Origin of the sequence: Paenibacillus sp. SSG-1 (genome assembly GCF_002224835.1) — a bacterium.
GTDB classification, from domain to species: domain Bacteria; phylum Bacillota; class Bacilli; order Paenibacillales; family Paenibacillaceae; genus Paenibacillus_AQ; species Paenibacillus_AQ favisporus.
Window position 1 is genome coordinate 3,469,205 of sequence record NZ_MBRK01000001.1, and the last position, 26,350, is coordinate 3,495,554.

Below are 26,350 nucleotides of genomic sequence, written 5' to 3' on the forward strand. Positions count from 1 at the left end.
CGAACTCCTTTTTTCCGGGAGTTCGCTCTTTGATGTGTATGAACTTCATGAAAGCTTTTCGTCTGCGGGAGGCAGCTCGGGTGCACCGTCCGTTAGAGCAGTATTCTCCGGCAGCCGAGGCAGGGACACGACGATCGTCGTCCCCTCTCCCAACGTGCTCTGGATGAGCAAAATTCCTTTATGAAGCTCAACCAGCTGCTGGGAGATGGCAAGTCCAAGACCGGTGCCGCCGTTAAGCGGATCCACCTGAAAGAACCGGTCGCGCACTTTGACCAAGTGATCCTCGCTGATCCCGATCCCCGTATCCCTCACTTCGGTTACGACATTGTCGCCTTCAAAGTACACGACCAGATCGATTGCCGAATGCTCATGCGAAAATTTGATCGCATTGTCCACCAGGTTCAGGAACACCTGCTTCAAGCGGTTCGCGTCCCCGGCCACGAGCGGTCTGTCCTCGGACTTCAGCCGGAGCTCGATTTGCCTGCTCTCCGCCTTCGTCCACAGGTTCAACATGATTTCCTGGAGCAGCTCTTTGATGTCGACCCGGCCAATCGCAATCTTCATCTCATTCTGCTGCAGTTTGGAGAAGTCGAGGATTTCCTCAACGAGGCCAATCAGGCGCTCAGTCTCCTTCGTAATGATCTCCATGCCGATCCGGGTCTCTTCGGGGTCATAGCCTCCCGAATTGATCGTTTCGCTCCACCCTTTAATACTCGTCAGCGGCGTCCGCAGCTCGTGCGAAATCGACGAAATGAAATCGTCCTTGACCTGATTGCTCCGGACGATCTCCTGGGCCATATAGTTCAGCGTGGATGCCAGCTCGCCAAGCTCGTACTTGTAGTCGCCCTTGATCCGCTGGTTGAACTTGCCGCGGGCCATCTCGGCGGAGACGGCCGTAATCGTGTTCAACGGCTGCACGATGGAGTTGGCAAGACCCATACTGAATACGAGCACGATGGCGAGTACAGCCGCTCCTACGCCCGTGGCAAGCATGGTTAGATTAAACAATTTATCGTTGACCGTTTCCAGCGAGGTGACATAACGGACGATATAGCCATCCTGCCCGCTGCTCTGCTCCAGTTTCGACACGGCCATGACATTCTCGCCGGTGCTGGCCTGACGCCCGACCCAACGGCCGACGTTGCCGGACAGCGCCTGGGAAATATCGGCCGTCTTCACAGACATATCGGGCTGAAACTCGGAAGAGTTGATCAGCACGTTACCCTGGGGATCCAGAATTTGCACATTGGCCGAGTTCAGATCGTAGTAGGTCAGCATGGAAGCCAGGTCGCGGTTCCCGTCAAGCCCCGGGTTGATCCGCTGGTAATAATAATCCTCCACATTGTCGATATGGTTTTTAATATGACTATAAATGCTGTCATAGTAATACGTTCGTATGGCTAATAAAAAAATGACTTCCGCCAGCAGAAGCGCCGAGAACACTACGATAAAGTAGTGCAGGACAATCTGCCTGCGTATGCCTTTCTTGATCATTGTCCCTGACCCTTCCATTTATAACCGTGGCCCCATACGGTCTGTAAAAACTCGGGGTCCGACGGATTCTCCTCGATTTTTTGGCGGAGACGGCGGATATTCACGTCCACGATCTTAGGATCGCCCATATATTCTTTGCCCCATACATGATCGAGCAGTACGTCCCTGCTGAGAGGCGTATTTTCTTTTTCGAGGAAAAATTGGATCAGCGAAAATTCCGTCGGCGTCAGTTCGATCGCATGCCCGTTCTTCTTGAACTGCTTGGAGATCAGGTCAAGGCTGAACGGACCTGAGTGAAAGCTGACCTTCGCCGTCGTTTCGCGGTGAACGTTCACCCGGCGCAGCAGCGATTGAATCCGTGCGATTAGTTCGGTCGGACTGAACGGCTTGCTCACATGGTCGTCCGCGCCGACGGACAGAGCGTACACCTTGTCCTGTTCCTGCACTTTCGCTGTCAAAAAGATAATACCGATCCGTTCGTTCGTTTCCCGGATGCGGCGGCACACCTCAAAACCGTCGATCCCCGGAACCATAACGTCCAGCAGTGCGATATCGATATCGGGATTGGACGTCAATTTATCGAGCGCCTCGTTCCCGTTTGCCGCCTCCAGCACATCGAAGCCGTTGCGTTTCAAGTTGATCACAATAAAACTGCGGATGGAATCCTCGTCTTCCAAAATTAAAACTTTACTCACTGATCTTTTCCTTCCTTTCAATCGGGGGTACCTCGTTCTTCAGCTGCTTCTTGCTGTTATCGATATCAAAGTCCCCGTATTTCTTGTAGCCGATCACCTTGTCGTTCGTCCGGTACAGGTACTTCCATTCATCATGCTGTTTATCCCACTCGGCCAGGGTGAAAAATTTGATCTCGGCCACCGTTTTGCCGGTATCGACCATCACGAAGCGCAAATACTGGTTCTTGATTGACTTGGTGTCCACCGTCACCTTGTTATGCCACTCCGGCGGGAAGAAGCCCAGCTCGAAGCCGTTCTGTAAATCACGATATTGCTCGGCGACGAATTTTAGTCCTTGTTTGCCGTCCCACTGCGAATATACGAAGAAGTTCGGAATTTCATCGGGCTTGAAATAGTTCCAGCCGATCGGCGGCTCTACGGATCCGATTTCGATGATCCCGTCATTGTTCACGTCGCCGCTCTTGACCGGCAGATCCTTGAATGTGGTGTCCTGATTGCCTCCGAACACGGACTTCAGCTTCCCGTCCTCCATCACGATGATGTTGGAATAAGAGGCGTCTCCCCCGCCGATCGAGGTGTCGATCACAATGCCTTCCTTGGCTCTACCTTCTGGATCCTTATAGACATTACCTGCGACAATATTGTAATAATTCGAAACGTACGGATCCATATCCAGCTTGTCAATTTCGACATAGCTGCCTTCTTCATACTGGTATGTCGCCACAAAAGCCTGATCATTCTGCTTCAGGCTAATAATCGTCAGGTCGTTCTTTTTATCCCCGTTCAGGTCCATAATGACGAAATTGGTGTAATCCTGCATCAGGTCTTTCTTGATGCTGCCCTCCGCGTACGTATAGACGTACAAACGGTTCACAGGGTTTTCGTCCCTTCTGGAATATCCGGCGATAATATCCGGTTTGCCGTCATTGTTCAGGTCCTTGAACTGAAGAGATTCCAGTACCCTGCCCTCTCCGTCGAAAGATGTTACCTTCGTCCACGTTCCGTTGACCAGCTTGAAAATCATGCAGTGGATGACCACCTGCTGATCCGGCGTTTCGTAGAATACGACCGCCTCGTTGACCTTGTCTCCGTCCAGATCGACGAAATGGATCAGGTTGGTGTCGGTTTCTTCCCTCGAGCGGATGAGATCCGCTCCATCGGGAAGCTGCGCGTGGATGATCGAGCTCAGCGTCTCTTTATCCGCAGACAGCATCGGCGTCTTCATCAAGCTGACCGGGTCGCTGATAAACGTGCAGCCGCCCAGCACAAACGTCAGCAGGACCGCAGCTGCAGCACGTATCCAGTTTGTCTTCAACAAATGCATTGCATCACTCTTTTCTATACCAAGCCCGCAAACGGGCGCAAAGTCTAAATCATATTTTTTTCCCTCATCGTCAGACGGCGGCCGCGGATGTCGAATGCGACCTCCCCGCCAGACAGCCCGACGATACGGGTGGCAAATTTCTCGGCGAGCTCAATCGGAAGCACGGAAATGACGGTGACGCGCTCCTCCTCGCATAGATTTTTCAGCGTTTCCATTACGCTTTCCGCCGATTTCGGGTCCAGCCCGACCACCGGCTCATCGGCGAGAATAACCTTGGCCCCATGAACCAAAGCTCTTGCGATGGCGATGCGCTGCTTTTCTCCGCCGCTCAGCGTGCCCGCCTTCATACGGGCTTTATCCAAGAGACCCATCTGCTCGATGACGTCCATCGCGCCCATATAATCGTCCGAGCGGACCATCCCCGTCACCATGCGCCAAAGCGGCGTCTGACTGGCTTGGCCGATCAGCACGTTCTTCAGGCCGGTCCGGTTCGGATAGAGCTGGGGATTCTGCTCTAAGTATGCCCATTCGCGTCTAATTTTTCGTTTTCCGCCGAGAGGTTCCTTCAGCACATCCTGGCCGTCGATGACAAACGTCCCTCCGTCCCATTTTTCCTTCAGTGCCAAGCACCGCAGCAGCATGCTTTTGCCGCTTCCGCTGGCACCGACAACGGCGATAAGCTCGCCCTTCTGGATATCGAGGGATACCCCTTTGAGTATCGGAATTCTGTCCACACCGACTGACTTGGTTAAATGCTGAATTCGTATCATGACATTTCTCCTCTTGTCCTGTGATCTCTATCTCTTCTTGGCTTTGAACAATACGTTTCTATTATATCGATTATATAGAGTTTTCGCACATTATTGAACCTTTTGGGAAAAACTATTCTATAGCGGCTCCTGACTGCGTCCACCCGAAGTCCGAAAGGCGGTGCCGACGGCGCCGAATAAGGCGAAGGCGAGGCCCATCACAACGAACACGCCTCCGTTCCACCCATACTGCATCAGGATCCCCCCGATGTTCGGCCCGGCGATGCTGCCTATATTAAAATGAAAGGATGCGACGACATTCGCTGCGGGAAGCAGCGCCTTCGGTAGAATATCCGCCGCGTAGGCCAGGCCCAGCGAAAAAAACGAGCCGACCATGCCCCCCGCCACGCACAGGAGCAGAACGAGCCAGGCTGTCGCCGTTCCTGCCAGCGGCACGGCCATAAAAGCGGCGCCGCCGATGAGGCCGCAGGCGATAAGCACGTTTTTGCGGCCGAAGCGGTCGCTCAGCATGCCGAGCGGCAGCTGCAGAATCAATCCGCCGATGCCGATGAACGGAAGCAGGAACGCGATCTGGGACTCGCCCATCCCTGTTCGTAGCCCGTAGACCGGAAAATTGCTGTTAATCCCGGCTTCCATGTACCCGTACAGCAGTGCGGGTAGAAGGGCGTACCAGGCGAGTGCATAGCTTCGGCGGAAGCGCCGCGGAGGCTGCGCCTCCCCTTCCGTCCGCTCCGGGCGGAAATCGGGCAGCTTCGCCCAGACCAGCACAAGCACGAGCAGCATCAGCAGCGCCAGCACGATGAAGGGCACCGCATTTCCATACTTCAGGAGCTGGATACCCAGCGGCCCGAAGCTGAATCCCAGGCCATACGACATGCCGTACAGCGAGAGGTTTCGTCCCCGGTATTCGGCCGGCGTGACCATCAGCACCCATAATTGGGCAGCATAATGAACGGCGCTGTCTCCGATGCCGACGAGCAGCCTTAAGACAAACCACACTTTCACGCTCGGCACAAGCGGAAACAATATGACGGAGACGAGCACGAGCACGAGGCCGGCACTCACCAGCTTCTTAAAGCCAAGCGCGCCCAGCGTCCGCTCGGCGACAAGCGTCATGGCGAACGATCCGACGTACAGGGCGGCTGCGTTTAATCCGTTGACGGAAGACGATACGCCCATTTGCTCCAAAAATATGGACAGGACCGGCAGCAGCAGCCCCTGACTGAGCCCTGCTGCAACGATCACGGTGATCAGAATGAGGTAATGAATAGATAATCCGCGATTGCTGTCGTTCTGTGTTGACAATGAAAATATCCTCCTTGAGTGCAAATCCGTTCAAACTCCCTGAACATTATAGTGGACAACCCTGCTATCAACAAGCCATAATGGAATGAGCGCACAGATTTCATAGGAGGTTATTGGTTTCATGAACTATGAAGTAAAGGTTGACGTTTCACCGATTTACGAGCTGCTTAGCAGCTTTATGGTGTACATTTCGAAGAAATGGATTCGCAACCTCGACATCGGGCCCGAATGGATCGGTGAAGTGAGCGGCAAGCTTCCACCTGAAGTGACGTCCGCCTTAGGCCCGGCCGCAGCTTGGCCATTCGACGATTACGACGTGCTGTATGCCTGGGCGATTCACCGCGCAAACGGCGATACCGTCCGCGCCTTTTTGGATTGCCTGCATGAAACGCCGGCAGAGGTGCTGTACCAAGCCGCCTCCCCTTACCTGCCTTCTTTAACCGTAAAGGAAGCTGAACGAATTCGTGATTCATATACACCGCTGCTCGAGTTATGGTATGAGCATTATTTCAAGCATGAGGAACCCGCCATTATCCCGCTGATCGAAGAGGATGCGGAGGAGAAGCGCATGCTGCTGACCAAGATGGAGCCTCAAAGCCTGGTAGAGTACGCTTCCGGCGGACTGGTGGTTGAAGATGTTCCCGGGCTGGAAACCATCGTGTTATTCCCGACCGTGCACAACCGCCCGATCAACGCTTACTGCTTTTACCGGAAAATGATGCTGATCCAGTATCCTGTTGACGTCCCTGAAGAACAGGAGGATGAGCCGCCGACCTGCCTGCTGCGCATGACGCATGCGCTGGCTGATCCGAAGCGGCTGCGCCTGCTGCGGTATGCGGCGGAGAAGCCGCGTTCCCTGGACGATATGATGCGGGATCTGAACCAGACCCAGGAGCTGCTTAAGCACCATTTGATGATCCTCAGGGTAGCGGGTCTGCTGCGCATCCATTTGGGTTCCTACAACACCGAGAAATTCAGCATTCGTCCGGACGGAGCGGCGGAGCTTCAGATGTTTCTGGAGTCCTACATCCGTCTTTAAGGAGTGACCTAACGTGAAAGCACCTGAGCAGCATATTCTGTTCGATCTGGATGACACGCTGATCCACTGCAACAAGTATTTCGGCATCGTCCTCGGGGAGTTTTTTGAATGGGTGCAACAATGGTTTGAGCCCCACCAGATCAAGACAGAAGAGATTCGCAGCAAGCAGATCGAAATCGACGTTGCGGCCGTCAGCCAAGCTGGCTTCAGCAGCGGCATCTTCCCCAAATCGCTGATCGAAACATACCGCTTCTTCAGCCGCAAGTTTAACCGCCCCGTTCAGCCGGACGAAGAAAAACAGCTGATGGAGCTCGGCCTGAGCGTGTACGAGCAGGAAGTGGAGCCCTATCCGGGCATGGTAGAGACGCTGGAGTCGCTGAAATCACAGGGACATCATCTGTACCTGTACACCGGCGGAGAAACGGCGATACAACAGCGGAAGATTGACCAGATGAAGCTGAGCCAGTACTTTGACGACCGGATCTACATTACGCAGCACAAAAACGAAGCGACGCTGGAGAACATCCTGAAGCAGGGCGGCTTCTACCGTCCTTCCACCTGGATGATCGGCAACTCCCTGCGCACCGATGTGATGCCGGCATTATCGGCAGGAATCCACAGCATCTATATCAAACAGCAGAACGAATGGATTTATAACATGGTGGAGCTGCAGAAGAAGCCGGACAGCTCCCTTTACACGGTCACAAGCATCGAGGAAGTTCCCGAGGTTATCCACAGCAAGAGCATCGTAACTTCTGCAAACGCCTTGAGACAGTGAATGTGCCGCCTCGATACAAAATAGGCAAAAAAAGAGCGGGCCCGCCAGGGTCCGTTCTTTTTGGTTTGATTTAAGTCGAACGCTCGATGCTCAGCTTACCGGAACTTCGATCCTGCAGCACGATCCGCGCTTTATACGGTCCCCCGGTTCCGCTGAAGGACAGCAGCTGCGTACGGCCGGAAGCCAGCAGCGATTTCAGCATGTTGGCGCTGATTTTTTTGCCGGAGAACTCCTTCCAGATCACAAATCCGCATCCGTCTTTGAATGCGGTACAGCCGTAACCCTTTTTGCCTTCGATTATCTGGCCGTGGCAGCCCGGCCGCGGACATGGCCCATGTGTCAGCCGTTCCCCCGGCGGTGCGGGGGGCGCGGCAGCAGCGGCCGTTTCCGTGCGGGCCGTTCGCGAAGCGGTTCCTGTCCCCCGCTTGCCCTTCCCTGCCGCCGACCTTGAGCGCGGCTTTCCCCGGCCCTGCTCCTGATCCGTACCGAAGAGCGAAGATGGCGCCGCCTGCTGGACACCAACCTTCTCGATGATGGAGACCGTAAATTTGCGGACATTGTCCATAAATTTAACCGAGGCTGCCTCGCCCTTGGATATTTGATGCAGACGCCGCTCCCACTGTCCGGTCATCTCGGGAGAAGTCAGCAGCTCGACGCCTGCCTGGCGAATGAGCTCGACCGCCGTCCTGCCCTTCTGGGTAATCGTGATCTTTTTGCCCTGCATAGCGATATATCCGACCTTCTTCAGCCGTTCGATCGTCGCCGCCCGGGTGGCCGGCGTGCCGAGACCGCTGTCCTTCATCGCGTCCCGCAGCTCGTCGTTTTCAATCGTCCGGCCCGCGCTTTCCATCGCCTTCAGCAGGGTGCCCTCCGTATAGCTCTTCGGCGGCTGCGTAGCTTTCTCTTTGGCTTCGCTCTTGCCGCATTTCACCGGCTTCTCGGGATCCAGATCGAAAGCCCGGTCATTCCACTCCAGATTTTCTTCCTCTTCCTCCTGCTTTGCGGATTTCGTTTTCTTCCCGCTCTTATCGGTGCTCGGCATCAGCACCTTCCATCCCAGCGACAGCAGCTCCTTCACGTTCGTTTTGAACAGGTCCCCCTCCACCTCGGTCAGGACCGTATGCTGCTTGTACAAGGCGGGCGGATAGAACTGGGACAAAAACCGCAGAATGATCAGGTCGTACAGCTGCTGTTCCTCCTTGCCCAGCTGGCCGGGCCGCTTAAGCGTCGGCAGGATGGCATGGTGATCCTCGACCTTCTCCGGATTGCAGATCGCCTTGTTGTTCTTGTGTACCAGAGATGCGTTGGCCCCTTCAGCCTGTTCCTTATATGAAGTGGATTTCAGCATATGCAGCGCCTTATGCATCCCTTCAATATTTTGCTCATTGACGTAATTGGAGTTGGTCCGCGGATATGAAATCACTTTATGCCGTTCATACAATGCCTGCGCGATGTCCAGCGTCTTCTTGGCGGAGAAGCCGAACTTGGCGTTTGCGTCCCGCTGCAGCAGCGTCAGGTCATACAGCTTAAAAGGATACTCCTTCGTATCTTTGACTTCGTATTTGGCGATTTTGCCTTCCTTCCCTTTGACCCTGGCGGCAATCGCCTCGGCCTTCTCCTTGGAGGTCAGCCGGTCCCCCTGCCACGTTCCCGTGTACTCCAGCGCCTCTTGGCGAAAATGAGCCTTGACCTCGTAATACGTCAGCGATTCAAACGACTCGATTTCCTTCTGCCGGTCATAAATGAGCGCCAGCACGGGCGTCTGAACCCGTCCGACGGACAGCAGGGTGTTATGCTTCGTCGTAAACGCCCGGGTCGCGTTCATGCCGATAAGCCAGTCGGCCTCGCTGCGGGCCCTGGCGGCCTGCGTCAAATTTTCGAATTCCTCGGCGGCGCGCAGCTCCCTGAAGCCCTGGGCGATGCTCTCCGCGGTCAGGTCCGAAATCCACAGCCGACGGACGGGCTGCTTCAGCTTCAGCTGCTGCTGAATCAGCGCAAAGATGTACTGCCCCTCCCGCCCCGCGTCGCAGGCATTAACGATCCGGTCGCAGCGTTTTGCCAGCTCCCCGATCGTTTTCAGCTGGTCTTTCGTTTTATAATGCGGCACGATTTTGAATTGGTCGGGCATGATCGGCAGATCACGAAAGTTCCATTTCTTGTACCGGTCATCATAGGCATCCGGCTCTGCCAAACCGACGAGATGTCCGATGGCCCAGGTAATGATATACTGCTCCCCCTCCAGATAGGAACGGGCATTCTTCGCCCTCGGCTCAATGACCGCGGCAATGTTGCGCCCCATATCCGGTTTTTCTGCTATGACTAGAGTTTTCAACAATCATTCGCTCCCCGCATGGAAAAAGGCCGAGAATAGCTGCTCCCGGCCGGTTTATTCATGGATAACTTCCACGTTCTGATAGAATTGACTCTAAATTATGATAGCATACGGGAGGCCCGTTTTTCAATGCAAGCGGGAAAGCCTTTGGAGAGTCATCTCTTAGCGGCGGGCTTCCCGCTCCAAGGATCAAGGAGGGTTACAACCAAAGCGTTGCCATTCCCTGGCGATGTTTTCTTTGGTTTCGGTCACTTGCTTTTTTTGCGGTAAAGCTGAAATGCAAGCGGCATAAATACGGCAATGATACATCCCAAGCTTATCAGCGTGGTGGTCAGGGCAGCTGTATCCGCCGTACCGTGCATCAATGCCCGGGCCGATGAAGAAGCCAGGCTGACAGGGTTGTAAGCAACGACCGGACCCAGCCAATCCGGCATGGTGGACGTATCGGCAAACACGTTACTCGTAAACATGAGTGGATACAGCACGAGATAGGACATCGTCGTGAGCGATTCGGTTTTCCGTACGGTCAGTCCCAGGCAGGCAAAGATCCAGCTGAAACTGAAAGCATAAAGCATGACGAGCAGCATGGACAGGAGCACTCCAGGCAATCCCGCTTCCGGGCGGAATCCGAGCAGCATTCCGAGCCCTAACGTCGTGATGAGTCCCACGGCGAAGGAGATGAGGTTGATGGCCATCGTGCCGATGATCGCAGCGGGCTGCCAGAACGGAAGCGTTCGGAATCGGTTGAAGACACCGCGTTCGATATCTGTTTTGAGATTGATGCCGATGTACACCGTCATGGTGGTGACGGTATACACCATCATGCCCGGCAGCAGATACTGCAGGTAATTTCCCGTTGATCCGGAGATGGCGCCGCCGAACAAATACGTAAAGATCAGCAGAAAGACCGCCGGGAAAATGATCGAATCGATCGCTAAATATGCCGCGTTGCCGCTCGTTTTCCGCCATGAGCGCCAAATAAAGGTCATTACCGCCTGCGGCGCGCTCGGCCGCGGCGGACGCTCCCTCAGGTTCAGGGCGGCCAGCATTCTGGACTGTGGTTCGCTCATCGGTTCTCCTCCTTCAAAGGTTCTGCTTGAGCGCTCCTGCCGGTCAGCGTGAGAAAAACCTCATCAAGACTAGGCTCTCCAAGCGAATATTGGTGCGTATAAATGCCTGCCTCACTCAGTTCCGTCAGCGCCAGTGCAGCCTGCCGCGGATCGGAGACTTGAGCCGACAGTTCGGCGGGATTCGCATGAAGCCTGGCTTCTGTTTGAAGCACGCGCCGCAGGACCTGCTCGGCTTCTCCCCGCTGCTTCGGGTCGGCCAGCCGGATTTGAATCGAGCCTGAGCCGATGGAAGCCTTTAGTTCGGCGGGCGTGCCTTCGGCGATGACGGCGCCCTCGCCGATCACTGCCACGCGGTCCGCAAGCTGGTCCGCTTCCTCCAGATACTGGGTCGTCAACACCACGGTTGTGCCATGGTCCACCAAAGCGCGCACGATATCCCACACTTCGCTGCGGCTCCGCGGATCCAGACCGGTCGTCGGTTCGTCCAAAAACAGAAGGTCCGGGGCGACGAGCATCGCCGCGGCAATATCCAGCCTCCTCCGCATGCCCCCCGAATACTTTCCGGCCGAACGCCCGGCCGCATCGGTCAGGCCAAATGCATCCAGCAGCTGTTCGGCCCGCACTTTGGCCGTTTTGGCGGAATAACCCGCCAGCCTGCCGAAGAGGACCAAATTATCGCGGCCGCTCATCCCCTCGTCCACCGCGGCGAATTGCCCGGTGAGCCCAATCCTTCGGCGCACGGCATCGGCTTCCCGCACGACGTCGAGTCCAAAGATCCGGACCGAACCGGAATCCGGCGCGAGCAGCGTGGACAATATGCTGATCAGCGTCGTCTTGCCTGCCCCGTTGGGGCCGAGTACGCCGTACACGGTTCCCTGCTCAACCCGCAGGTCCAATCCCTTCAGAACATCCTCCTTGCCGTAAGCTTTCCTTAGCCCGCGCACGTCAACGGCTGCTTCTTGTTCCATGTTCTACCTCCTACCTTGCGATTGAAATTCAACTTACACCCAAATTTTATAACACTCATGCAAATGGGAAGGCAGGCTTAAATTTTCGCTCGAAATCACAGTAACCCTGCAACAGAACATTATCATGTCACTTAAAGCTTTTTGTGCAGTGTTTGCCGGCATGTTATCCTTGGGGGAGTGAAGATAGTCCAAGCGCATAAGGGGGAAGGGAAATGCGTTATTATAAGCCGATCGAAATCGCCAGGGAATTGTATATCAGCACAAGCGCCCTGCGCCACTATGAATCTTGGGGGGTGGTCCCCGAGCCGGAGCGGTCGGATAACGGGTACCGCCTGTACACGCAGCTGCACCTGGCCTATTTCCGCTGCCTGCGGGCTATGTTTTCAGGATTCGGCGTCGGGATTACCTCTGAAGTGCTTCGCTTGATTCAACAGCGTGACATGGACGGAGCCTTCTGGCTCGTCAATCAGGAGCAGGCTCGTCTCCAGCATGAAAAAACGGTTGCCGAACAGACCCTGGCCTTACTCCAGGATCCCGAACTGCCGCTTTTCTCGGGCAAACGATTGAAGGGCCGCATGACGATCGGCGAAGCAGCTGAACTTACGGATGTGCAGCCCTCGGCGATCCGGCATTGGGAAAAAGAAGGGCTGATCCAGCCGGAACGGGATCCCGAAAACGGGTACAGGCTGTTTACCCCTACGCATGTCCGGCAAATTTTGCTGATCCGCACATTAAGGAAGACGGTTTATGTGCTGGAAAACATGAAAGAAATTGTGCAGGGCGTCGAGCAGCACAGCGTTGAAAAAGCGAAGAAGGTGACGCTGGAGGCGTTATCGAGTATCCATGACCGGAACCGGCGGCAGTTCTTCGGGGTTCACTTGCTGGTCGAGCTGTGCATCGAAGAAGGACTGATCGATCCGGTAGACTACATTAAAGGCTTGTGGTTTGATTATTTCCAAAAAGCCAAAGCGGAAAAAGCACCCGGCGAAGCTCCATGAAAAGGGAGCCCTCACTTCGGATGCATTTATTAACTTAAATATGTATCAGCAGCTCCCGATTTGATAATCCCTGACCTTAGGAGAGCTTGATGTTTTTAAAGAGGCAGGTTGAGCCTGCCCGTTTACCGTTTCAGCTCCAAATGCAGGAGCGGGAACGGCCGTCCGGAGCCGTCCAGCTCGGACCGTCCCGTCCGTACAAATCCATACCGCTGATAAAACGCGTATGCCCCATCGTTCTGCTCGTTGACGTCGACCCGCAGCCGGCTTCCCTTCAGCTGCTCCGCATACCGGAGTAAACGGGTGCCGATGCCTTGTCCATGCCGGTCGGGATCGACGAACAGCATTTCCACCATACTGCCGTCCAGCCCAATGAAGCCCAAGGGGACGCCGCTGTCATCCTTTTCCACCCACACCTCCACGTGCTTCAGCGCCTGCTCGTCTACAATCCGGCGGTAAAACGCGATATCTGCCTCGGTTAAAAAAGTATGCGTCTCACGAACCGCCCGGTACCACAACTCTACCAAATAATCATGATCCTCTTCCAGATAAGCCGTTATTTGTCCCATCGATTGCTGCCTCCTAACTTACATCGGTATTTGACCTGATACAGAAAAAACAGCAGCCCCGCCAACAATGCGGAGCTGCTGTCCTATCATACCCGGATTATGAGCCGGCGATCTTATACCAGCACTGTCGAGCCCATCAAATATTTGTCCACTTCACGGGCAGCTTCGCGGCCTTCGTTGATGGCCCATACGACCAAGCTTTGGCCGCGGCGCATGTCGCCGGCTGCGAAAACTTTGTCCACGTTTGTGTTGTATTTACCCTTCCGCGCCTTTACGTTCGAGCGGCGGTCCGTTTCAAGGCCGAGCTGTTCGGTAATCGTCTGCTCCGGTCCGTCGAAACCGATGGCGATCAGCGCCATTTGCGCTTTGAATACCCGCTCCGTTCCCGGAATCGGCTGGTAGATTTTACGCCCGGTTTCGTCCACCATCCGCTGAATTTGAACGGTGTGCAGCTCTTGGAGGTTTCCTTCGTCATCACCCACAAATTTGGTAGTCATGATGGAAAATTCGCGCGGATCGCTGCCGAAGACCGCTTTCGCTTCTTCCTGGGCGTAATCCAGTGTGTATACGTTCGGGAACTGCGGCCAAGGGTTGTTGATCGGATCGCGCTCCAGCGGCGCCTTCTCATGGGTGCCAAACTGCGTTACGCTTGCACAGCCATGACGAAGTGCTGTTGCGACGCAGTCCGAACCGGTGTCGCCGCCGCCGATCACGATGACGTCTTTGCCTTCTGCGGAAATGTAGTTCCCGTCGGCAAGACCCGAGTCCAGGAAGCTCTTGATCGTACCGTTCAAGTACGTCATGGCATAATGAACCCCGTTCAGATCGCTGCCTTCAATGTTGAATTCGCGCGGTTTGGTAGCTCCGCCGCACAACACGACTGCATCGTAGTCGTCAACGAGCTGCTGTGCAGGAATGTCCTTGCCGATTTCGGTATTCGTAATAAACTGGATGCCTTCCGCTGCGAGCAGGTCCACACGGCGCTGAACGACGGATTTGTCGAGCTTCATCGACGGGATGCCGTACATCAGCAGGCCGCCGATGCGGTCCGCACGCTCGTACACCGTCACGCTGTGGCCCGCTTTGTTCAGCTGTGCTGCCGCGGCCAGTCCTGCCGGGCCCGAGCCCACGACCGCCACGCGTTTGCCTGTACGTTTCTCCGGTGGGTTCGGCACAACCCATCCTTCTTCAAATCCTTTATCAATAATGGCCTGCTCGATCGTCTTGATCGTTACCGGCTGGCCGATCAGGCCGACGGTACAAGAGCCTTCGCATGGAGCAGGACAAATCCGGCCGGTGAACTCCGGAAAGTTGTTCGTTTTATGCAGGCGCTCCAGCGCTTCTCTCCACAAGCCGCGGTAGATGAGGTTGTTCCATTCCGGAATCAAATTGTTGACCGGGCAGCCCGAGGTGCCTCCAGCCATATCGATTCCCGTATGACAGTAAGGTGTTCCGCAATCCATACAGCGTGCGCCCTGGGTGCGCAGTTCTTCTTCGGACATATGTTTATGGAACTCTTCCCAATCCTTAATCCGCTCTGCAGGATCGCGATCCGCCGGAAGCTGGCGGCTGTACTCCATAAAGCCTGTTGGTGTTGACATGACGCATTTTCCCCCATCCGTTCTTTTCTATCTTGTTGAAAGTTACTTCCTATCTATCACATTAACGACACGTAGATAGATTGAACCCGAGCCTGTGCATGTATTATCCCTTGACCACGGCGCAGCTTTCGTGTTAGAGCATCATACGCTCAAGTTCATTCTACATAGATATTTCAATTATAGTATCATTTGAAACTTTGAATATTAAATGGATTATCCGCATAATTATTTGTACTATTTCACATCGAGATCACATGTCATGATAACATGAATTTCGGTTAACTTTTGCGGATATAGGTGCAGAAACGGTAGGAATACGGGTTTTTCTCATCCGTGATCCCTTCGATCTCTTCTTGCAGAATCCAGTCCCCGAAGTCTACTTCAGGGAAGTAGGTGTCGCCTTCAAACGTCTCGTCGATCCGGGTGACGATCAGGCAGTCCGCTACCGGAAGCAGCTTATAGTAAATTTCGGCTCCTCCGATCACCATGATCTCTTTATTCTTGCCGAGCTCAACCGCTTCTTCTATCGTATGAATGATTTGGGCTCCCGGTGCCTCGTAATCCGGATCGCGGGTCAGGACGACGTTGTCGCGTCCAGGCAGCGGCTTACCGCCGAAGGATTCCCACGTTTTGCGGCCCATGAGGACCGTTTTGCCCATCGTCTTTTCCTTGAAAAAAGCCATATCCCGCGGAAGCCGCCAAGGAAGCTTGTTGTCCCGCCCTATTACTCCGTTTGAGCCCATGGCCCAGATAAACGTCATTGTCATGGTCAAAAAGCTCCCTTCAACATAAAATGAAAGCCGGCTAGATGGCGACCGGCGCCTTAATGCCTGGATGATGCTGATAATTCACGAACTCGAAATCCTCGAACTTATAGTCGAAAATCGATTCGGGTTTCCGTTTGATCACAAGCTGAGGCAGCTCAAATGGCTCGCGCTCCAGCTGGGTTTTGACTTGCTCCAAATGGTTTGAATAAATATGCACATCGCCGCCGGACCAAATAAATTCGCCGACTTCAAGCCCGCACTGCTGGGCCACCATATGCGTCAGCAGCGCGTAGCTGGCAATATTAAACGGCAGACCGAGGAACGTGTCGACCGAACGCATCGTCAGCATGCAGGACAATTTGCCCCCGGCCACATAGAATTGGAATACGAAATGGCAAGGAGGAAGCTTCATGTTCTCAATCTCCGCCACATTCCATGCGCTCACGATATGTCTGCGGGAATCCGGATTCCGCTTGATCGATTCGATCACATTCGCAATCTGGTCGATATGGGTGCCGTCCGGTGCCTCCCAGTTCCTCCACTGAGAGCCGTACACCGGTCCCAAATCCCCGTTCTCGTCAGCCCACTCGTCCCATATGGAAACGCCGTTTTCTTTCAGGTACCGGATATTCGTATCGCCGCTCAAAAACCACAGCAGCTCATGGACGACCGATTTCAAATGGATGCGCTTCGTCGTCACCAGCGGGAACCCCTGGGACAGATCGAACCGCAGCTGTCGTCCGAAGACGGAAATCGTGCCGGTTCCGGTCCGGTCCTCCTTGGGGGTACCGTGTTCCAGTATGTCCTGCAGCAGCTCCAAATAGTTTCGCACTTTGTATCCTTCCTCTCAATGCCGAATGTCTATATATCTGTTGATTGTGTATATTCTAGTTTACCATGTGGGGGCATGGTTGATAAACACCTAAAAAAGTCCATCCCCAGTGACCAGAATCCGCCCGCTTGCCGCGTACGGGAACTCACTACAAAAAAAAACGGTTCCCAGGGTATTCCCCCAAGAACCGTCCCATGCCAAAGCTTTGTTGCCGTTTCATCATCTCGAGATTATTCATATGACAGACGCTGCGTTACCCTTTAACGGCTCCGATCGCCACGCTCCCGATGATCTGCTTGGAAAAGACCGCAAACACGATGATGATCGGGACGATGGAAATCGCCACACCCAGGTACAACAGACCGTAGTCCATCCCGTAATAACCTTGCACGAGCGCGACCAGTACCGGCAGCGGATATTTGCTCTGCGAGAAGAACAGGACGAGCGGGCCGAGGAAGTTGTTCCAGGAGCCGATGAACGTAAAGATGCCGAGTGCGGAAACCGCAGGACCCAGAATCGGCAGGATAATTTGGTTGAACGTCCGGAACTCGCCCGCACCGTCGACCCGCGACGATTCGATGATTTCGTCCGGAATGCTTCCGTCGATAAATTGCTTGATGAAAAAGACGTTAAAGGCGTTCGCTGCCGCCGGCAGAATGATAGCCGCGTAGCTGTCGAGCAGGCCGAATGTGCTGAACAGCCGGTATACCCCAATCAGGGCCAGCTGCCCGGGCACCATCATCGTGGCCAGCAGAGCGAAGAACAGCTGCTTGTTGCCTTTAAACCGGAATTTGGCGAAGCCGTAGGCCGTCAGCGCCCCGATGTACAGAGACAGCACCGTCGTGGACCCCGCAATGAAGAAGCTGTTCATGAATCCCCGCCAAATGTTGATTTTTGCGGCCATGTTGCTGTAGTTCGCCCACAGATCCTTCCCCGGCAGAAAGATGAACGATGAGGCGATGTCGGCATTGCTGTGGCTGGAGTAGATCAGCATGAGATAAAACGGGATGATACAGATGATGGCAAACCCGATCAGAAAAATATACAGCAGCACCATGCCGGCGGATAGGCGGCGTTTCGGCTTGGCGGCATACGGAAGTTCCCGCCGGATCGGTCTAATCGCTTCCATGTTATCGACTCCTTCCTCAAGCCTTCTTCCGGTTCGTCAGCACAAACGACAGGACGGAGAACAGAATGATAATGATGAACAGGCAAAACGCGATGGCGGCTCCGTAGCCAAACCGCGTGCTCTGAAACGCGACGTTGTACAGGTACATAATGCTGGTCATGGATGCGCGGTCTGGCGCTCCCGTGCCATTGGTGAGGGTAAAGGGCTGATCGAAGATCTGCATCCCGCCGATGATCGAGGTAATGACCTGGAACAAAATGATCGGTTTCAGCATCGGAACCGTGATGTGCAGGAAAACGTGCTTTTTCGTGGCCCCGTCGATTTGGGCGGCCTCGGTCAGCGAAGGATCGATTCCCTGCAGTCCGGCCAAATAAATGATCATGGAGTAGCCGAAGTATTGAAAGAACAAAATCGAGGACACGATCAGCCGCATGAACCAGGCATTGTTCTTCCAGTTGATCGGATCGTGGATGATTCCGCTCTCGACGAGAAAGTGGTTCAGCCCGCCCGACTGCCAGTCGAAGATCAGGCTTACCAGCAGCCCCAGCGAAGCTGCGGTGACGATATGCGGGAAGAAGTAGACGGCACGGAATATGTTTCTTCCCTTGACGAACTTCTCGTTTAAAATAAAAGCGAGCACAAGTGATACGGTCAGCTGAGGGATGACGGACACGCCCCAAATAAACAGCGTGTTGAGAAAGGTTTTGTAAAATATCGGGTCGTGGAATACCGCAACGTAGTTACCCAGCCCCACGAATTCCGGCGTCCGGATCCCGTCCCAGTTCGTAAAGCTGATATACAGCGAGTATAGGATCGGATACAATCCGAACAGCAGAAAGATGATAAAAAACGGTGCAATGAAAAAATAACCGTAATGGTCCTTCCGTATCGATTTGGCAAACATGGACGCACCTCCTGGTATAGGTTGTTCCAACGTTGTCGCAGCCGAATAATCAACCGCTAAGCGTCAATCCACCTCCAGCTCGGGGTACCTGAGCTTGACGTCCCGTTTAATTCTTTGGATGGCTTCTTCTTTCGTCTTCATCTTGTTGTTCAGGTACAGCTGCAGCACATTTTTGTAAATGTCATTGTTGATCACTGTATCAAAAGGCGTCCGCTGATAGCTCGGCACGTTTTTCGCTTCCTCGGAAAAGAACTCGAAGTGCTTCTGGTTCCCCAGGTAAGCGGAAGTCAGCGTCGGAGCCAGCTGGTCGTCCACCACCCGATTGCTCGTAAAGTAGTCTTGGTCATGGGCCAGCTCGGTCAAAAACTCGTGGTCGAAATTGTAGAAGTGGATAAATTTCCACGCCAGATCCTTGTTTTTGCTTTTGCTGTACATAGCGATATACGTTCCCCCGGAGCTGAACGAGGCCGGGCCGTGCGCAAGTCCCCATTTTCCCGACGTATCCGGTGCATTCGCCTTGAACGTGTATTGCAGCGCCCAGCTTGCGCCCGGATAGAACATCACCTCGCCCTTTTGCATGGAAGCGGCATATCCGGCGCTCCCGTCGTCAAATTCGGCCAGCACATGCCGCTGCCGCGCTTCCCTCACCATATCGAGCACCTTCAGGTAAGCGTCGTTGATGACAAGCTTGTTGTCCTTGACCCATGGAATTCCTTCATATGAGACGGAAATGGCGTTCCAATTCGCCAGGGCGTGCACTTTGCCCCCGCTTTCTTTGGCAACCCTTTCGCCGATGTCGAAAATTTTGTCCCAGGAGTCAATTTGCTTGCTGACTTCCTCCGGATCGTCTGCGCCCAAATATTGTTTAGCCAGGTCCCGGCGGTAATAAATGCCTCCAGGTGTCGCCTGGTAACCCAGTGCCTTGACGTTCCCTTCAGAGTCCTTTTCGTTGGCTTGCACGAAGGGATACTGCTCAGGAATGAGCTTGTTTGCATCGTACGGAGCCGCAGACAGGTTCTCCAGGTAGGGAACGTCGATCAGCTCACGGATGTTCCCGTTTTCGAGCATGAACACGTCCGGTGCTTTGGAAGCCGTCTGCAAGGCGGATTTCAGCTTGGTGATGTAAAAGTTGCCGGGGATGTTGACGAAGTTCACCTTGACCCCGGGGTACTTCTTCTCAAACTTATCAATGGCGTAATTCGCCTCATCGGTAAAGCTCCATACGGTAATTTCCTGGCTTGAGCCCGTTCCTTTGCCCGAGACCGTACACCCGGCCAGCAGGATGGACAAGCCCAGCAGACTCAGCATAAAGGTATATCCCCAATGATTTCTTCTCATGAGCACCCGTCCTTTGCTTTTCGCTTGATGTTGGTCAATCCCAGGATAACAACTAGTCCCCCCTCATCCACGATTAAAAAGGAAACGCTTACATCTAAGTTTGTTATCATTTTATGGGATTTTTGCCGGCCGGGCTCATCGGATATTGGTCTGGATTGTTCATTTATTGCGCAGTCCTGCCGCTTCGCTTGCGAAATTCGGATGGCGTGCAGCCATTGTACTTTTTAAAAATGCGGTTAAACGAGTTCAGATTGTTAAATCCGTTCCGCACAGCGATCTGCAGAATGGATTCAGAACCGCCAAGCAGCTCCCATTTAGCCTGTGCAATCCGGTATTGATTCAAGTAATCCATAACCGTCATGCCGCGGGCTTCCTTAAACAGCTTGCATAAATAAAATTTGTTAAAGTTCGTATGGTCGGCAATGTCATCCAGCTTCAGCGGCTGGTCGTAGTGCCTTTCCATGTACTCGCACACCGCCTCAATAAAGGCGAATTTTTTGCTCTCGGAGCTGGCGCCACCTGGATAATCATCCTCCATTTGCCCCGGCTTGAGCCGGATCAAACGAACGATCAGGTCGTACAGCCTTGCTTTCATAGACCATTTATAACCGGGCTGCCTGCCCGATTCTTCTTCAGCAATCGCTTTCATCATCAGCGCCAAATTTGCCTTCTGCACTTGATGTGCCGGAATGACGGTATTGTGCGAAACGAGCGACTTTAAGCTTTGCTCATCCGGGCCGCTGGGGTTCGTTCCTGTTAAAAAGTGCATGCGAAATACGATAATCAGCAGCTTGCCGGTGCCGGGCAGAAAAGAATGGACTTCACCCGGCTTGATCATCAAAATCTCCCCTTTCTTCAGCTCACATAAGTGATGGTTCAGTTCGATGCGCGCCCCGCTTTCGGCCACATATACAATTTCGACTTCTTCATGCCAATGCGGCGCAAAAAGAAACGTTTCTTCTGTCTGAACCACACGAATCGGAAAATCTTCGTCCATCAGTCCTCTTTCCAGAAATGAGGTCATCGTTCCCATTACATCCCCCACCTTCCCTAGAATGAAACGTTCTGCTCTTTCCATTGTAGCAAAATCCTAGACCGGTCAGCATCATCACCCAGATGATCCCATAATTAGAAAAACAACATATCCCTCTTAATATGATATGGGTGGATTGCAAAACAGCCCCTTCTAGATGATTATTTGCAGCGGTTAATGGATCCGGCTCCTTTGGCGCTAATGCCTGAAATGACGAAGTCCCTTCTATAAAAAAAAGGAAAGAGCCACATGAGGCGGCTCTTTCCTTGAGTTACTTCTTATATGATGATAACTTAGCGGCGTGGTGCGATCACGTGAATAGGATTGCCTAGCGCAAGCTCGGCAGTTTCCATCACGATTTCGCCCAGCGTTGGATGCGCATGGATCGTCAAAGCGATATCTTCCAGCGTGGCGCCCATTTCGATAGCGAGGCCCAGCTCAGCGATCAGGTTGGAAGCTTCCACCCCGGCGATGTGGCATCCCAGCACGAGCTGAGTTTCCTCGTCAAACACCAGCTTCACGAAGCCGTCCGCAGCATTGAGGGACAAGGCGCGTCCGTTGCCCGCAAACGGGAACTTCGCTGCTTTCGCTTTGTAGCCTTTTTCTTTTGCTTCTTTTTCGGTGTAGCCTACGCTCGCGCATTCAGGATCGACGAATGCAACAGCAGGGACGACTTTGTAGTCCACGACGGACGGATGTCCGGCGATGGCTTCAGCCGCTACTTTACCTTCGTAGGAAGCTTTGTGTGCCAGCGCAGGGCCTTTAACGATGTCGCCGATTGCAAAAATATGCGGCTTGTTCGTACGTCCTTGATGATCGACTTTGATCAGACCGCGGTCATCCAATTCGATACCGATCAGGTCGAGTCCGAGCTCTCCGTCGGTGTTTGGACGGCGACCAACCGTAACGAGCAGGTAGTCGGCAGTCACTTCTTTCGTTTCGCCGTTCACGGAGTATTTCACCGTAACTTCGCTGTCGGTTTGAGTCGCGCTTTCCGCTTTGGCGTTTGTGATGATTTCCACGCCGGTTTTGGTCATGCTCTTCACAACGAGTTTCGTCATGTCCGGATCGAATCCGTTCAGGATGGAATCCAGTCCTTCGATGATCGTTACTTTTGTTCCGAATTTAGAGTACATTTGGCCAAGCTCGGCACCGATGTATCCGCCGCCGATGACAACCATGCTCTTCGGAATTTCAGGCAGGCTCAGCGCTTCTGTCGAAGACAGGATGCGGCCGCCGAACGGGAACGCTTTAAGCTCGATCGGACGGGAGCCGGTAGCGATGATGCAGTTTTTGAAACGGTAGCGAGGGGACTCGTGTTCGTTGAACACGCGGGCCTCGTTTTCGTTGATGAACATGCACTCGCCGTTGAAAATTTCAACCTTGTTGCCTTTGAGCAGGCCGGCAACGCCGCCGGTCAGCTTTTTCACAACGCCGTTTTTGAATTCCTGGGTTTTGCTAAAGTCCACTTTCACGTTCTCAGCAGTTACGCCGAAAGATTCGCCGTGAACGGCAGACTCATATTGATGAGCAGCTGCAATCAGGGCTTTGGAAGGGATACATCCGCGGTTCAAGCACACGCCGCCCACTTCGGATTTATCCACAATCAGAACCTTTTGTCCTAGCTGTGCAGCACGGATGGCTGCCACGTAACCGCCGGGACCAGCACCAATCACTAATGTATCGATATCGAGAGAAGCGTCACCTACTACCATATCTTACACCTCCATAACCAGCAGCTCAGGGTTGCTGAGCAGTGATTTAATATAGTTCATAAAGTTTTGGGCTGTAGCACCATCGATGATGCGGTGGTCAAAGCTCAGGGACAGGGCCATAACCGGAGCTGCCACGATTTCGCCGTTCTTCACGACAGGTTTTTCGGTAATGCGTCCGGTACCCAGGATCGCCACTTCAGGGAAGTTGATGATCGGAGTAAAGAACATGCCGCCAGCGGAACCGATATTGGTGATGGAGATCGTGCTGCCTTTCATTTCTGCCGGAGCCAGTTTGCCGTCACGGCCGCGTGCCGCAAGGTCGCGGATCGCGTCAGCGATCATCCAGATGCTCTTACGGTCGGCATCTTTGATGACCGGTACGATCAGACCGTTGTCCGTATCGGTTGCGATACCGATGTTGTAGTACTTCTTGTAGACGATTTCGTTGTTCTCTTCGTCGATCGTCGCGTTCAAAGCAGGGAATTGACGGCTGGCCGCCACAAGCGCTTTGACGATGAACGGCAGATAAGTGACCTTCGTGCCTTTCTTCTCGGCGATCGGTTTCATGCGGGTACGGAATGCCACCAGCTCGGTTACGTCCACTTCGTCCATGATCGTAACGTGCGGAGCTGTATAAGCCGATTTCACCATGGCGTTAGCGATCGCTTTACGGATTCCTTTGAACGGTACGCGCTCTTCTTCAGCACGCGGATCCGCAGCTGCTGCTGCCGCTGCAGGTGCTGCTGCCTTCTCATCTGCCTTAGCTGCTGCAGGTGCTGCCGCTTGACCGCCGCCGTTCTTGAAGGCTTCGACGTCTTCTTTAGTCACTTTACCGTTGTTGCCCGTTCCGCTCACTTGCGTGATGTCAACGCCTTGCTCACGCGCAAACTTGCGCACGCTTGGCGTAGCCAGCACTTCTTTGTTCGGAGCTGCAGGAGCCGGAGCTTGGTCAGCGCCGCCTTCTTTGGCATCAGCAGGGCTGCTTGTTGCAGGGGAAGAAGTTGTATCCGCGCTGCCTTTTGCTGCGTCTGCTTCTTGGGCGCCGTGATCGCCGGCAGGAGCTTCCTGCTCAGGCACTTCGCCTTCCGCATCGATAATGGCGACTACTTCGCCCACACGGCACACCTGTCCGTCCTTCGTGAATACTTCCTGTACTGTGCCGTTAACCGGACAAGGCACTTCTACAACCGCCTTGTCGTTCTGCACTTCCATAATGATGTCGTCGTCTGTTACTTTATCGCCGGGCTTGATATGCATTTTGATAATTTCGCCTTCATGCAAGCCCTCTCCCAGTTCGGGGAACCGATATTCAAATTTTGCCACGTTACTACCTCCCTATTGAATGACTGCGATTCTTAGAATTCCATGACTTTGTTGACTGCAGCGATGACTCGAGCCGGTGTAGGAAGCCATGTATCTTCGATTTGGGCAAAAGGATATACCGTGTCAGGTCCAGCTACGCGCAGTACTGGAGCTTCCAGGTGAAGAATCGCTTTTTCGTTGATTTGAGCAATGACCTCAGCCGCTACGCCGGAAGTTTTTTGCGCTTCCTGTACGACGATGGCACGGTTAGTTTTCTTGATCGATGCAACGATCGTATCGATATCCAAAGGATTCAGCGTACGCAGGTCGATGATTTCGGCTTTGATGCCATTTGTTTTCTCAAGCTCTTCCGCTGCTTTCGTAGCGGTATGAACCATCATGCCGTAGGCGATGATCGTCACGTCGGAACCTTCGCGGACCACGTTAGCCTTACCCAGCTCAACGACGTAGTCCTCTTCAGGAACTTCGGCGCGGAACGCGTGGTACAGGTTCAAGTGCTCCATGAAGAACACCGGATCGTTGTCGCGAATCGCCGCAATCATGAGGCCTTTGGCGTCGTAAGGGTTCGACGGCACTACCACTTTAATACCCGGTGTTTGAACGGCCAAACCTTCCAGGGAATCGGTGTGAAGCTCAGCCGCTTTAACCCCGCCGCCAAACGGTGTGCGGAATACGATCGGCGCGTTGTAGCGTCCGCCGGAACGGAAACGCATGCGGGCAGCCTGTACAAACATTTGGTCGAGCGCTTCAAAGATAAAGCCGACAAACTGGATTTCGGCTACCGGACGGAAGCCTTGGATCCCGAGGCCTACAGCCAGGCCGCCGATCGCGGATTCAGCCAGAGGCGTGTCAAAGACGCGTTCCTCTCCGAATTCTTTTTGCAGCCCCTCCGTCGCACGGAATACGCCGCCGACATTACCTACGTCCTCACCAAACACAATCACGTTCGGGTCACGCTTAAGTTCCACGCGCAGCGCATCGCGGATTGCTTCCTTCATATTCATTTGTGCCATTGCTTCATTTCCTCCTTAAACATTCGTTAAACTACGCAAAACGGATCAAACGATTTATTGGAAATCGGCCTTTTGTTCTTCCAAATGTTTCGGTGTTTGTTCGAACATGCTGTCGATCAGGCCGGGAACGGTCATTTTTTGAGTCTGTTCCGCTTTTTTGATCTCTTCGTTTACTTTCGCTTTGGCTTCCTCTTTCACGCGGGCCGTGTCTTCTTCCGACCACAGGCCTTTCTTCTCCAGGTACTTGCCGAGGCGCGTGATCGGATCCTTCGCGTTCCATTCGCCTTCTTCGTCCTTCGTGCGGTATTTGGTTGCATCGTCGGACAAGGAGTGCGGACGGTACCGGTAAGTTACGCCTTCGATCAAAGTTGCGCCTTCGCCGTTGCGTGCTAGCTCAGCAGCTTCTTGAACAGCACTAATAACGGCAAGTACGTCCATACCGTCGACTTTTACGCCGCGGATACCGGCTGCAACCGCTTTGTGTGCGATCGACAAGGCTGCCGTTTGTTTTGCGAAAGGAGTCGTAATGGCGTAGCCGTTGTTTTGTACGAAGAAAATGACAGGAAGTTTGAAGCGTCCGGCATAGTTCAGGCCTTCGTAGAAGTCGCCCTCGGAAGATCCGCCGTCACCTGTGTACGTAATGACCACTTGCTTCTGCTTCTTCAGCTTGTAGCCCATGGCAATACCCATCGCGTGCAAAATTTGCGCACCGATAATAATTTGTGGCATCAAGACGTTAACGCCCTCAGGAATGCGGCCGCCTTCTTGATGTCCGCGGGAGTACAGGAATGCTTGGTATAGTGGAAGTCCGTGCCATACGATCTGCGGCATGTCGCGGTAGCCCGGGCAGATAAAGTCATCTTTCTCCAGCGCGAATTCACTGCCGACCATCGTCGCTTCCTGACCGGAAACTGGTGCGTAGAAGCCGAGACGGCCCTGACGTCCAAGGTTAACAGCACGGTCATCCCAAGTACGTGTAAATACCATACGGTACATAATTTCTTTTAACTGATCATCAGTAAGTTTAGGCATTTTCGCTTCATTAACAATTTCACCGTCCGGAGAAAGCACGGAAAGCGCTTCGACTTCCTCGGTGTACACTTCATAAGGAACCTTGCTCATTCTCTTCACCTCAACAAAAAAATTTGAATATCAAGTTCCGCTGTTATAGAATTATTATACACCTGTTTTATTCGTTTCGTCAAAGCTATTGCGGATTAAATTTCAAAATATTTGCGCTTTGTATGTATAACAGGCGAATGTATTTTGTATAACAGACAGAAAGCTTTGACTGGAACAGGTACAAAATCGGCAAACATGGGTTATAGTAACTTATTGTTTTCCCGATTGCAAAAA

23 protein-coding genes are annotated in these 26,350 nt (G+C 53.5%); 3 read left to right on the forward strand and 20 right to left on the reverse strand.

The window, feature by feature from the left end; genetic code table 11:
* Nucleotides 1-45: 45 nt before the first annotated feature.
* The 5 genes from BCV73_RS15965 to BCV73_RS15985 form a co-directional block, all read right to left on the reverse strand.
* On the reverse strand, nt 46-1,494 hold the full coding sequence (locus tag BCV73_RS15965) for a sensor histidine kinase (protein WP_089547870.1): 1,449 nt from the start codon (nt 1,492-1,494) through the stop codon (nt 46-48).
* Complete coding sequence (locus tag BCV73_RS15970; RefSeq protein ID WP_076171376.1) at nt 1,491-2,189, reverse strand: response regulator transcription factor; 699 nt, start codon at nt 2,187-2,189, stop codon at nt 1,491-1,493. The genes BCV73_RS15965 and BCV73_RS15970 overlap by 4 nt, the downstream gene beginning before the upstream one ends.
* The gene (locus tag BCV73_RS15975) at nt 2,182-3,507 is read right to left on the reverse strand and encodes an FG-GAP repeat domain-containing protein (RefSeq protein ID WP_218828148.1); all 1,326 of its coding nucleotides are present in this window, start codon (nt 3,505-3,507) and stop codon (nt 2,182-2,184) included. The genes BCV73_RS15970 and BCV73_RS15975 overlap by 8 nt, the downstream gene beginning before the upstream one ends.
* Before the next feature lie 50 nt (nt 3,508-3,557).
* Complete coding sequence (locus BCV73_RS15980; RefSeq protein ID WP_076171370.1) at nt 3,558-4,283, reverse strand: phosphonate ABC transporter ATP-binding protein; 726 nt, start codon at nt 4,281-4,283, stop codon at nt 3,558-3,560.
* 117 nt (nt 4,284-4,400) lie between these two features.
* Nucleotides 4,401-5,588: an MFS transporter gene (locus BCV73_RS15985; RefSeq protein ID WP_179232017.1), complete on the reverse strand. Its 1,188-nt coding sequence runs from the start codon at nt 5,586-5,588 to the stop codon at nt 4,401-4,403.
* A 121-nt stretch (nt 5,589-5,709) separates the two neighbouring features.
* On the opposite strand from BCV73_RS15985, the gene BCV73_RS15990 reads away from it, so the two are divergent.
* Together BCV73_RS15990 and BCV73_RS15995 are read left to right on the forward strand one after the other, a co-directional pair.
* Nucleotides 5,710-6,627 (forward strand): ArsR/SmtB family transcription factor, encoded by a 918-nt coding sequence (locus BCV73_RS15990; protein WP_089547872.1) that lies wholly within the window; start codon nt 5,710-5,712, stop codon nt 6,625-6,627.
* A gap of 13 nt (nt 6,628-6,640) precedes the next feature.
* Nucleotides 6,641-7,405: an HAD family hydrolase gene (locus BCV73_RS15995; RefSeq protein WP_089547873.1), complete on the forward strand. Its 765-nt coding sequence runs from the start codon at nt 6,641-6,643 to the stop codon at nt 7,403-7,405.
* A gap of 70 nt (nt 7,406-7,475) precedes the next feature.
* Here the strand turns inward: BCV73_RS15995 and BCV73_RS16000 are convergent, their stop codons facing one another.
* The 3 genes from BCV73_RS16000 to BCV73_RS16010 all read right to left on the reverse strand — a co-directional run bounded on the left by BCV73_RS16000 (nt 7,476) and on the right by BCV73_RS16010 (nt 11,775).
* On the reverse strand, nt 7,476-9,737 hold the full coding sequence (locus BCV73_RS16000) for a type IA DNA topoisomerase (protein ID WP_089547874.1): 2,262 nt from the start codon (nt 9,735-9,737) through the stop codon (nt 7,476-7,478).
* Nucleotides 9,738-9,985: 248 nt separating this feature from the next.
* Nucleotides 9,986-10,807, reverse strand: a complete 822-nt coding sequence (locus BCV73_RS16005) for an ABC transporter permease (RefSeq protein WP_089547875.1) — start codon at nt 10,805-10,807, stop codon at nt 9,986-9,988.
* Nucleotides 10,804-11,775, reverse strand: a complete 972-nt coding sequence (locus BCV73_RS16010) for an ATP-binding cassette domain-containing protein (protein WP_089547876.1) — start codon at nt 11,773-11,775, stop codon at nt 10,804-10,806. The genes BCV73_RS16005 and BCV73_RS16010 overlap by 4 nt, the downstream gene beginning before the upstream one ends.
* A 212-nt stretch (nt 11,776-11,987) precedes the next feature.
* On the opposite strand from BCV73_RS16010, the gene BCV73_RS16015 reads away from it, so the two are divergent.
* Complete coding sequence (locus BCV73_RS16015) at nt 11,988-12,773, forward strand: TioE family transcriptional regulator (protein WP_089547877.1); 786 nt, start codon at nt 11,988-11,990, stop codon at nt 12,771-12,773.
* Between the two features lie 122 nt (nt 12,774-12,895).
* On the opposite strand, the gene BCV73_RS16020 is transcribed toward BCV73_RS16015, so the two are convergent.
* From BCV73_RS16020 to pdhA, 12 genes are all read right to left on the reverse strand, one after another.
* Nucleotides 12,896-13,339, reverse strand: coding sequence for a GNAT family N-acetyltransferase (locus BCV73_RS16020; protein ID WP_089547878.1), 444 nt, complete (start codon nt 13,337-13,339; stop codon nt 12,896-12,898).
* 113 nt (nt 13,340-13,452) lie between these two features.
* Nucleotides 13,453-14,940 carry a glutamate synthase subunit beta gene (locus tag BCV73_RS16025; RefSeq protein WP_076171352.1) on the reverse strand — a complete coding sequence of 496 codons (1,488 nt, stop codon included), beginning with the start codon at nt 14,938-14,940 and terminating at the stop codon, nt 13,453-13,455.
* A 278-nt stretch (nt 14,941-15,218) separates the two neighbouring features.
* The gene (locus BCV73_RS16030) at nt 15,219-15,707 is read right to left on the reverse strand and encodes a dihydrofolate reductase (protein ID WP_076171350.1); all 489 of its coding nucleotides are present in this window, start codon (nt 15,705-15,707) and stop codon (nt 15,219-15,221) included.
* 37 nt (nt 15,708-15,744) lie between these two features.
* A complete protein-coding gene (gene thyA / locus BCV73_RS16035) occupies nt 15,745-16,539 on the reverse strand; it encodes a thymidylate synthase (RefSeq protein ID WP_076171348.1) in 795 nt (264 codons plus the stop codon).
* 253 nt (nt 16,540-16,792) lie between these two features.
* Nucleotides 16,793-17,668 carry a carbohydrate ABC transporter permease gene (locus BCV73_RS16040; RefSeq protein ID WP_084203934.1) on the reverse strand — a complete coding sequence of 292 codons (876 nt, stop codon included), beginning with the start codon at nt 17,666-17,668 and terminating at the stop codon, nt 16,793-16,795.
* A 16-nt stretch (nt 17,669-17,684) separates the two neighbouring features.
* Entirely contained in the window at nt 17,685-18,572 is an 888-nt protein-coding gene (locus BCV73_RS16045; protein ID WP_076171346.1) for a carbohydrate ABC transporter permease, read from the reverse strand.
* A 63-nt stretch (nt 18,573-18,635) separates the two neighbouring features.
* Nucleotides 18,636-19,910, reverse strand: coding sequence for an ABC transporter substrate-binding protein (locus BCV73_RS16050; RefSeq protein WP_256992878.1), 1,275 nt, complete (start codon nt 19,908-19,910; stop codon nt 18,636-18,638).
* 163 nt (nt 19,911-20,073) lie between these two features.
* The gene (locus tag BCV73_RS16055) at nt 20,074-20,943 is read right to left on the reverse strand and encodes an AraC family transcriptional regulator (RefSeq protein ID WP_179232018.1); all 870 of its coding nucleotides are present in this window, start codon (nt 20,941-20,943) and stop codon (nt 20,074-20,076) included.
* A 293-nt stretch (nt 20,944-21,236) separates the two neighbouring features.
* Nucleotides 21,237-22,658 (reverse strand): dihydrolipoyl dehydrogenase, encoded by a 1,422-nt coding sequence (lpdA, locus tag BCV73_RS16060; protein ID WP_076171339.1) that lies wholly within the window; start codon nt 22,656-22,658, stop codon nt 21,237-21,239.
* A 3-nt stretch (nt 22,659-22,661) separates the two neighbouring features.
* Complete coding sequence (locus BCV73_RS16065) at nt 22,662-23,981, reverse strand: dihydrolipoamide acetyltransferase family protein (protein WP_089547881.1); 1,320 nt, start codon at nt 23,979-23,981, stop codon at nt 22,662-22,664.
* A gap of 32 nt (nt 23,982-24,013) precedes the next feature.
* A complete protein-coding gene (locus BCV73_RS16070; RefSeq protein ID WP_089547882.1) occupies nt 24,014-24,994 on the reverse strand; it encodes an alpha-ketoacid dehydrogenase subunit beta in 981 nt (326 codons plus the stop codon).
* 54 nt (nt 24,995-25,048) lie between these two features.
* Nucleotides 25,049-26,116 carry a pyruvate dehydrogenase (acetyl-transferring) E1 component subunit alpha gene (gene pdhA / locus BCV73_RS16075; protein WP_076171332.1) on the reverse strand — a complete coding sequence of 356 codons (1,068 nt, stop codon included), beginning with the start codon at nt 26,114-26,116 and terminating at the stop codon, nt 25,049-25,051.
* Nucleotides 26,117-26,350 lie beyond the last annotated feature (234 nt).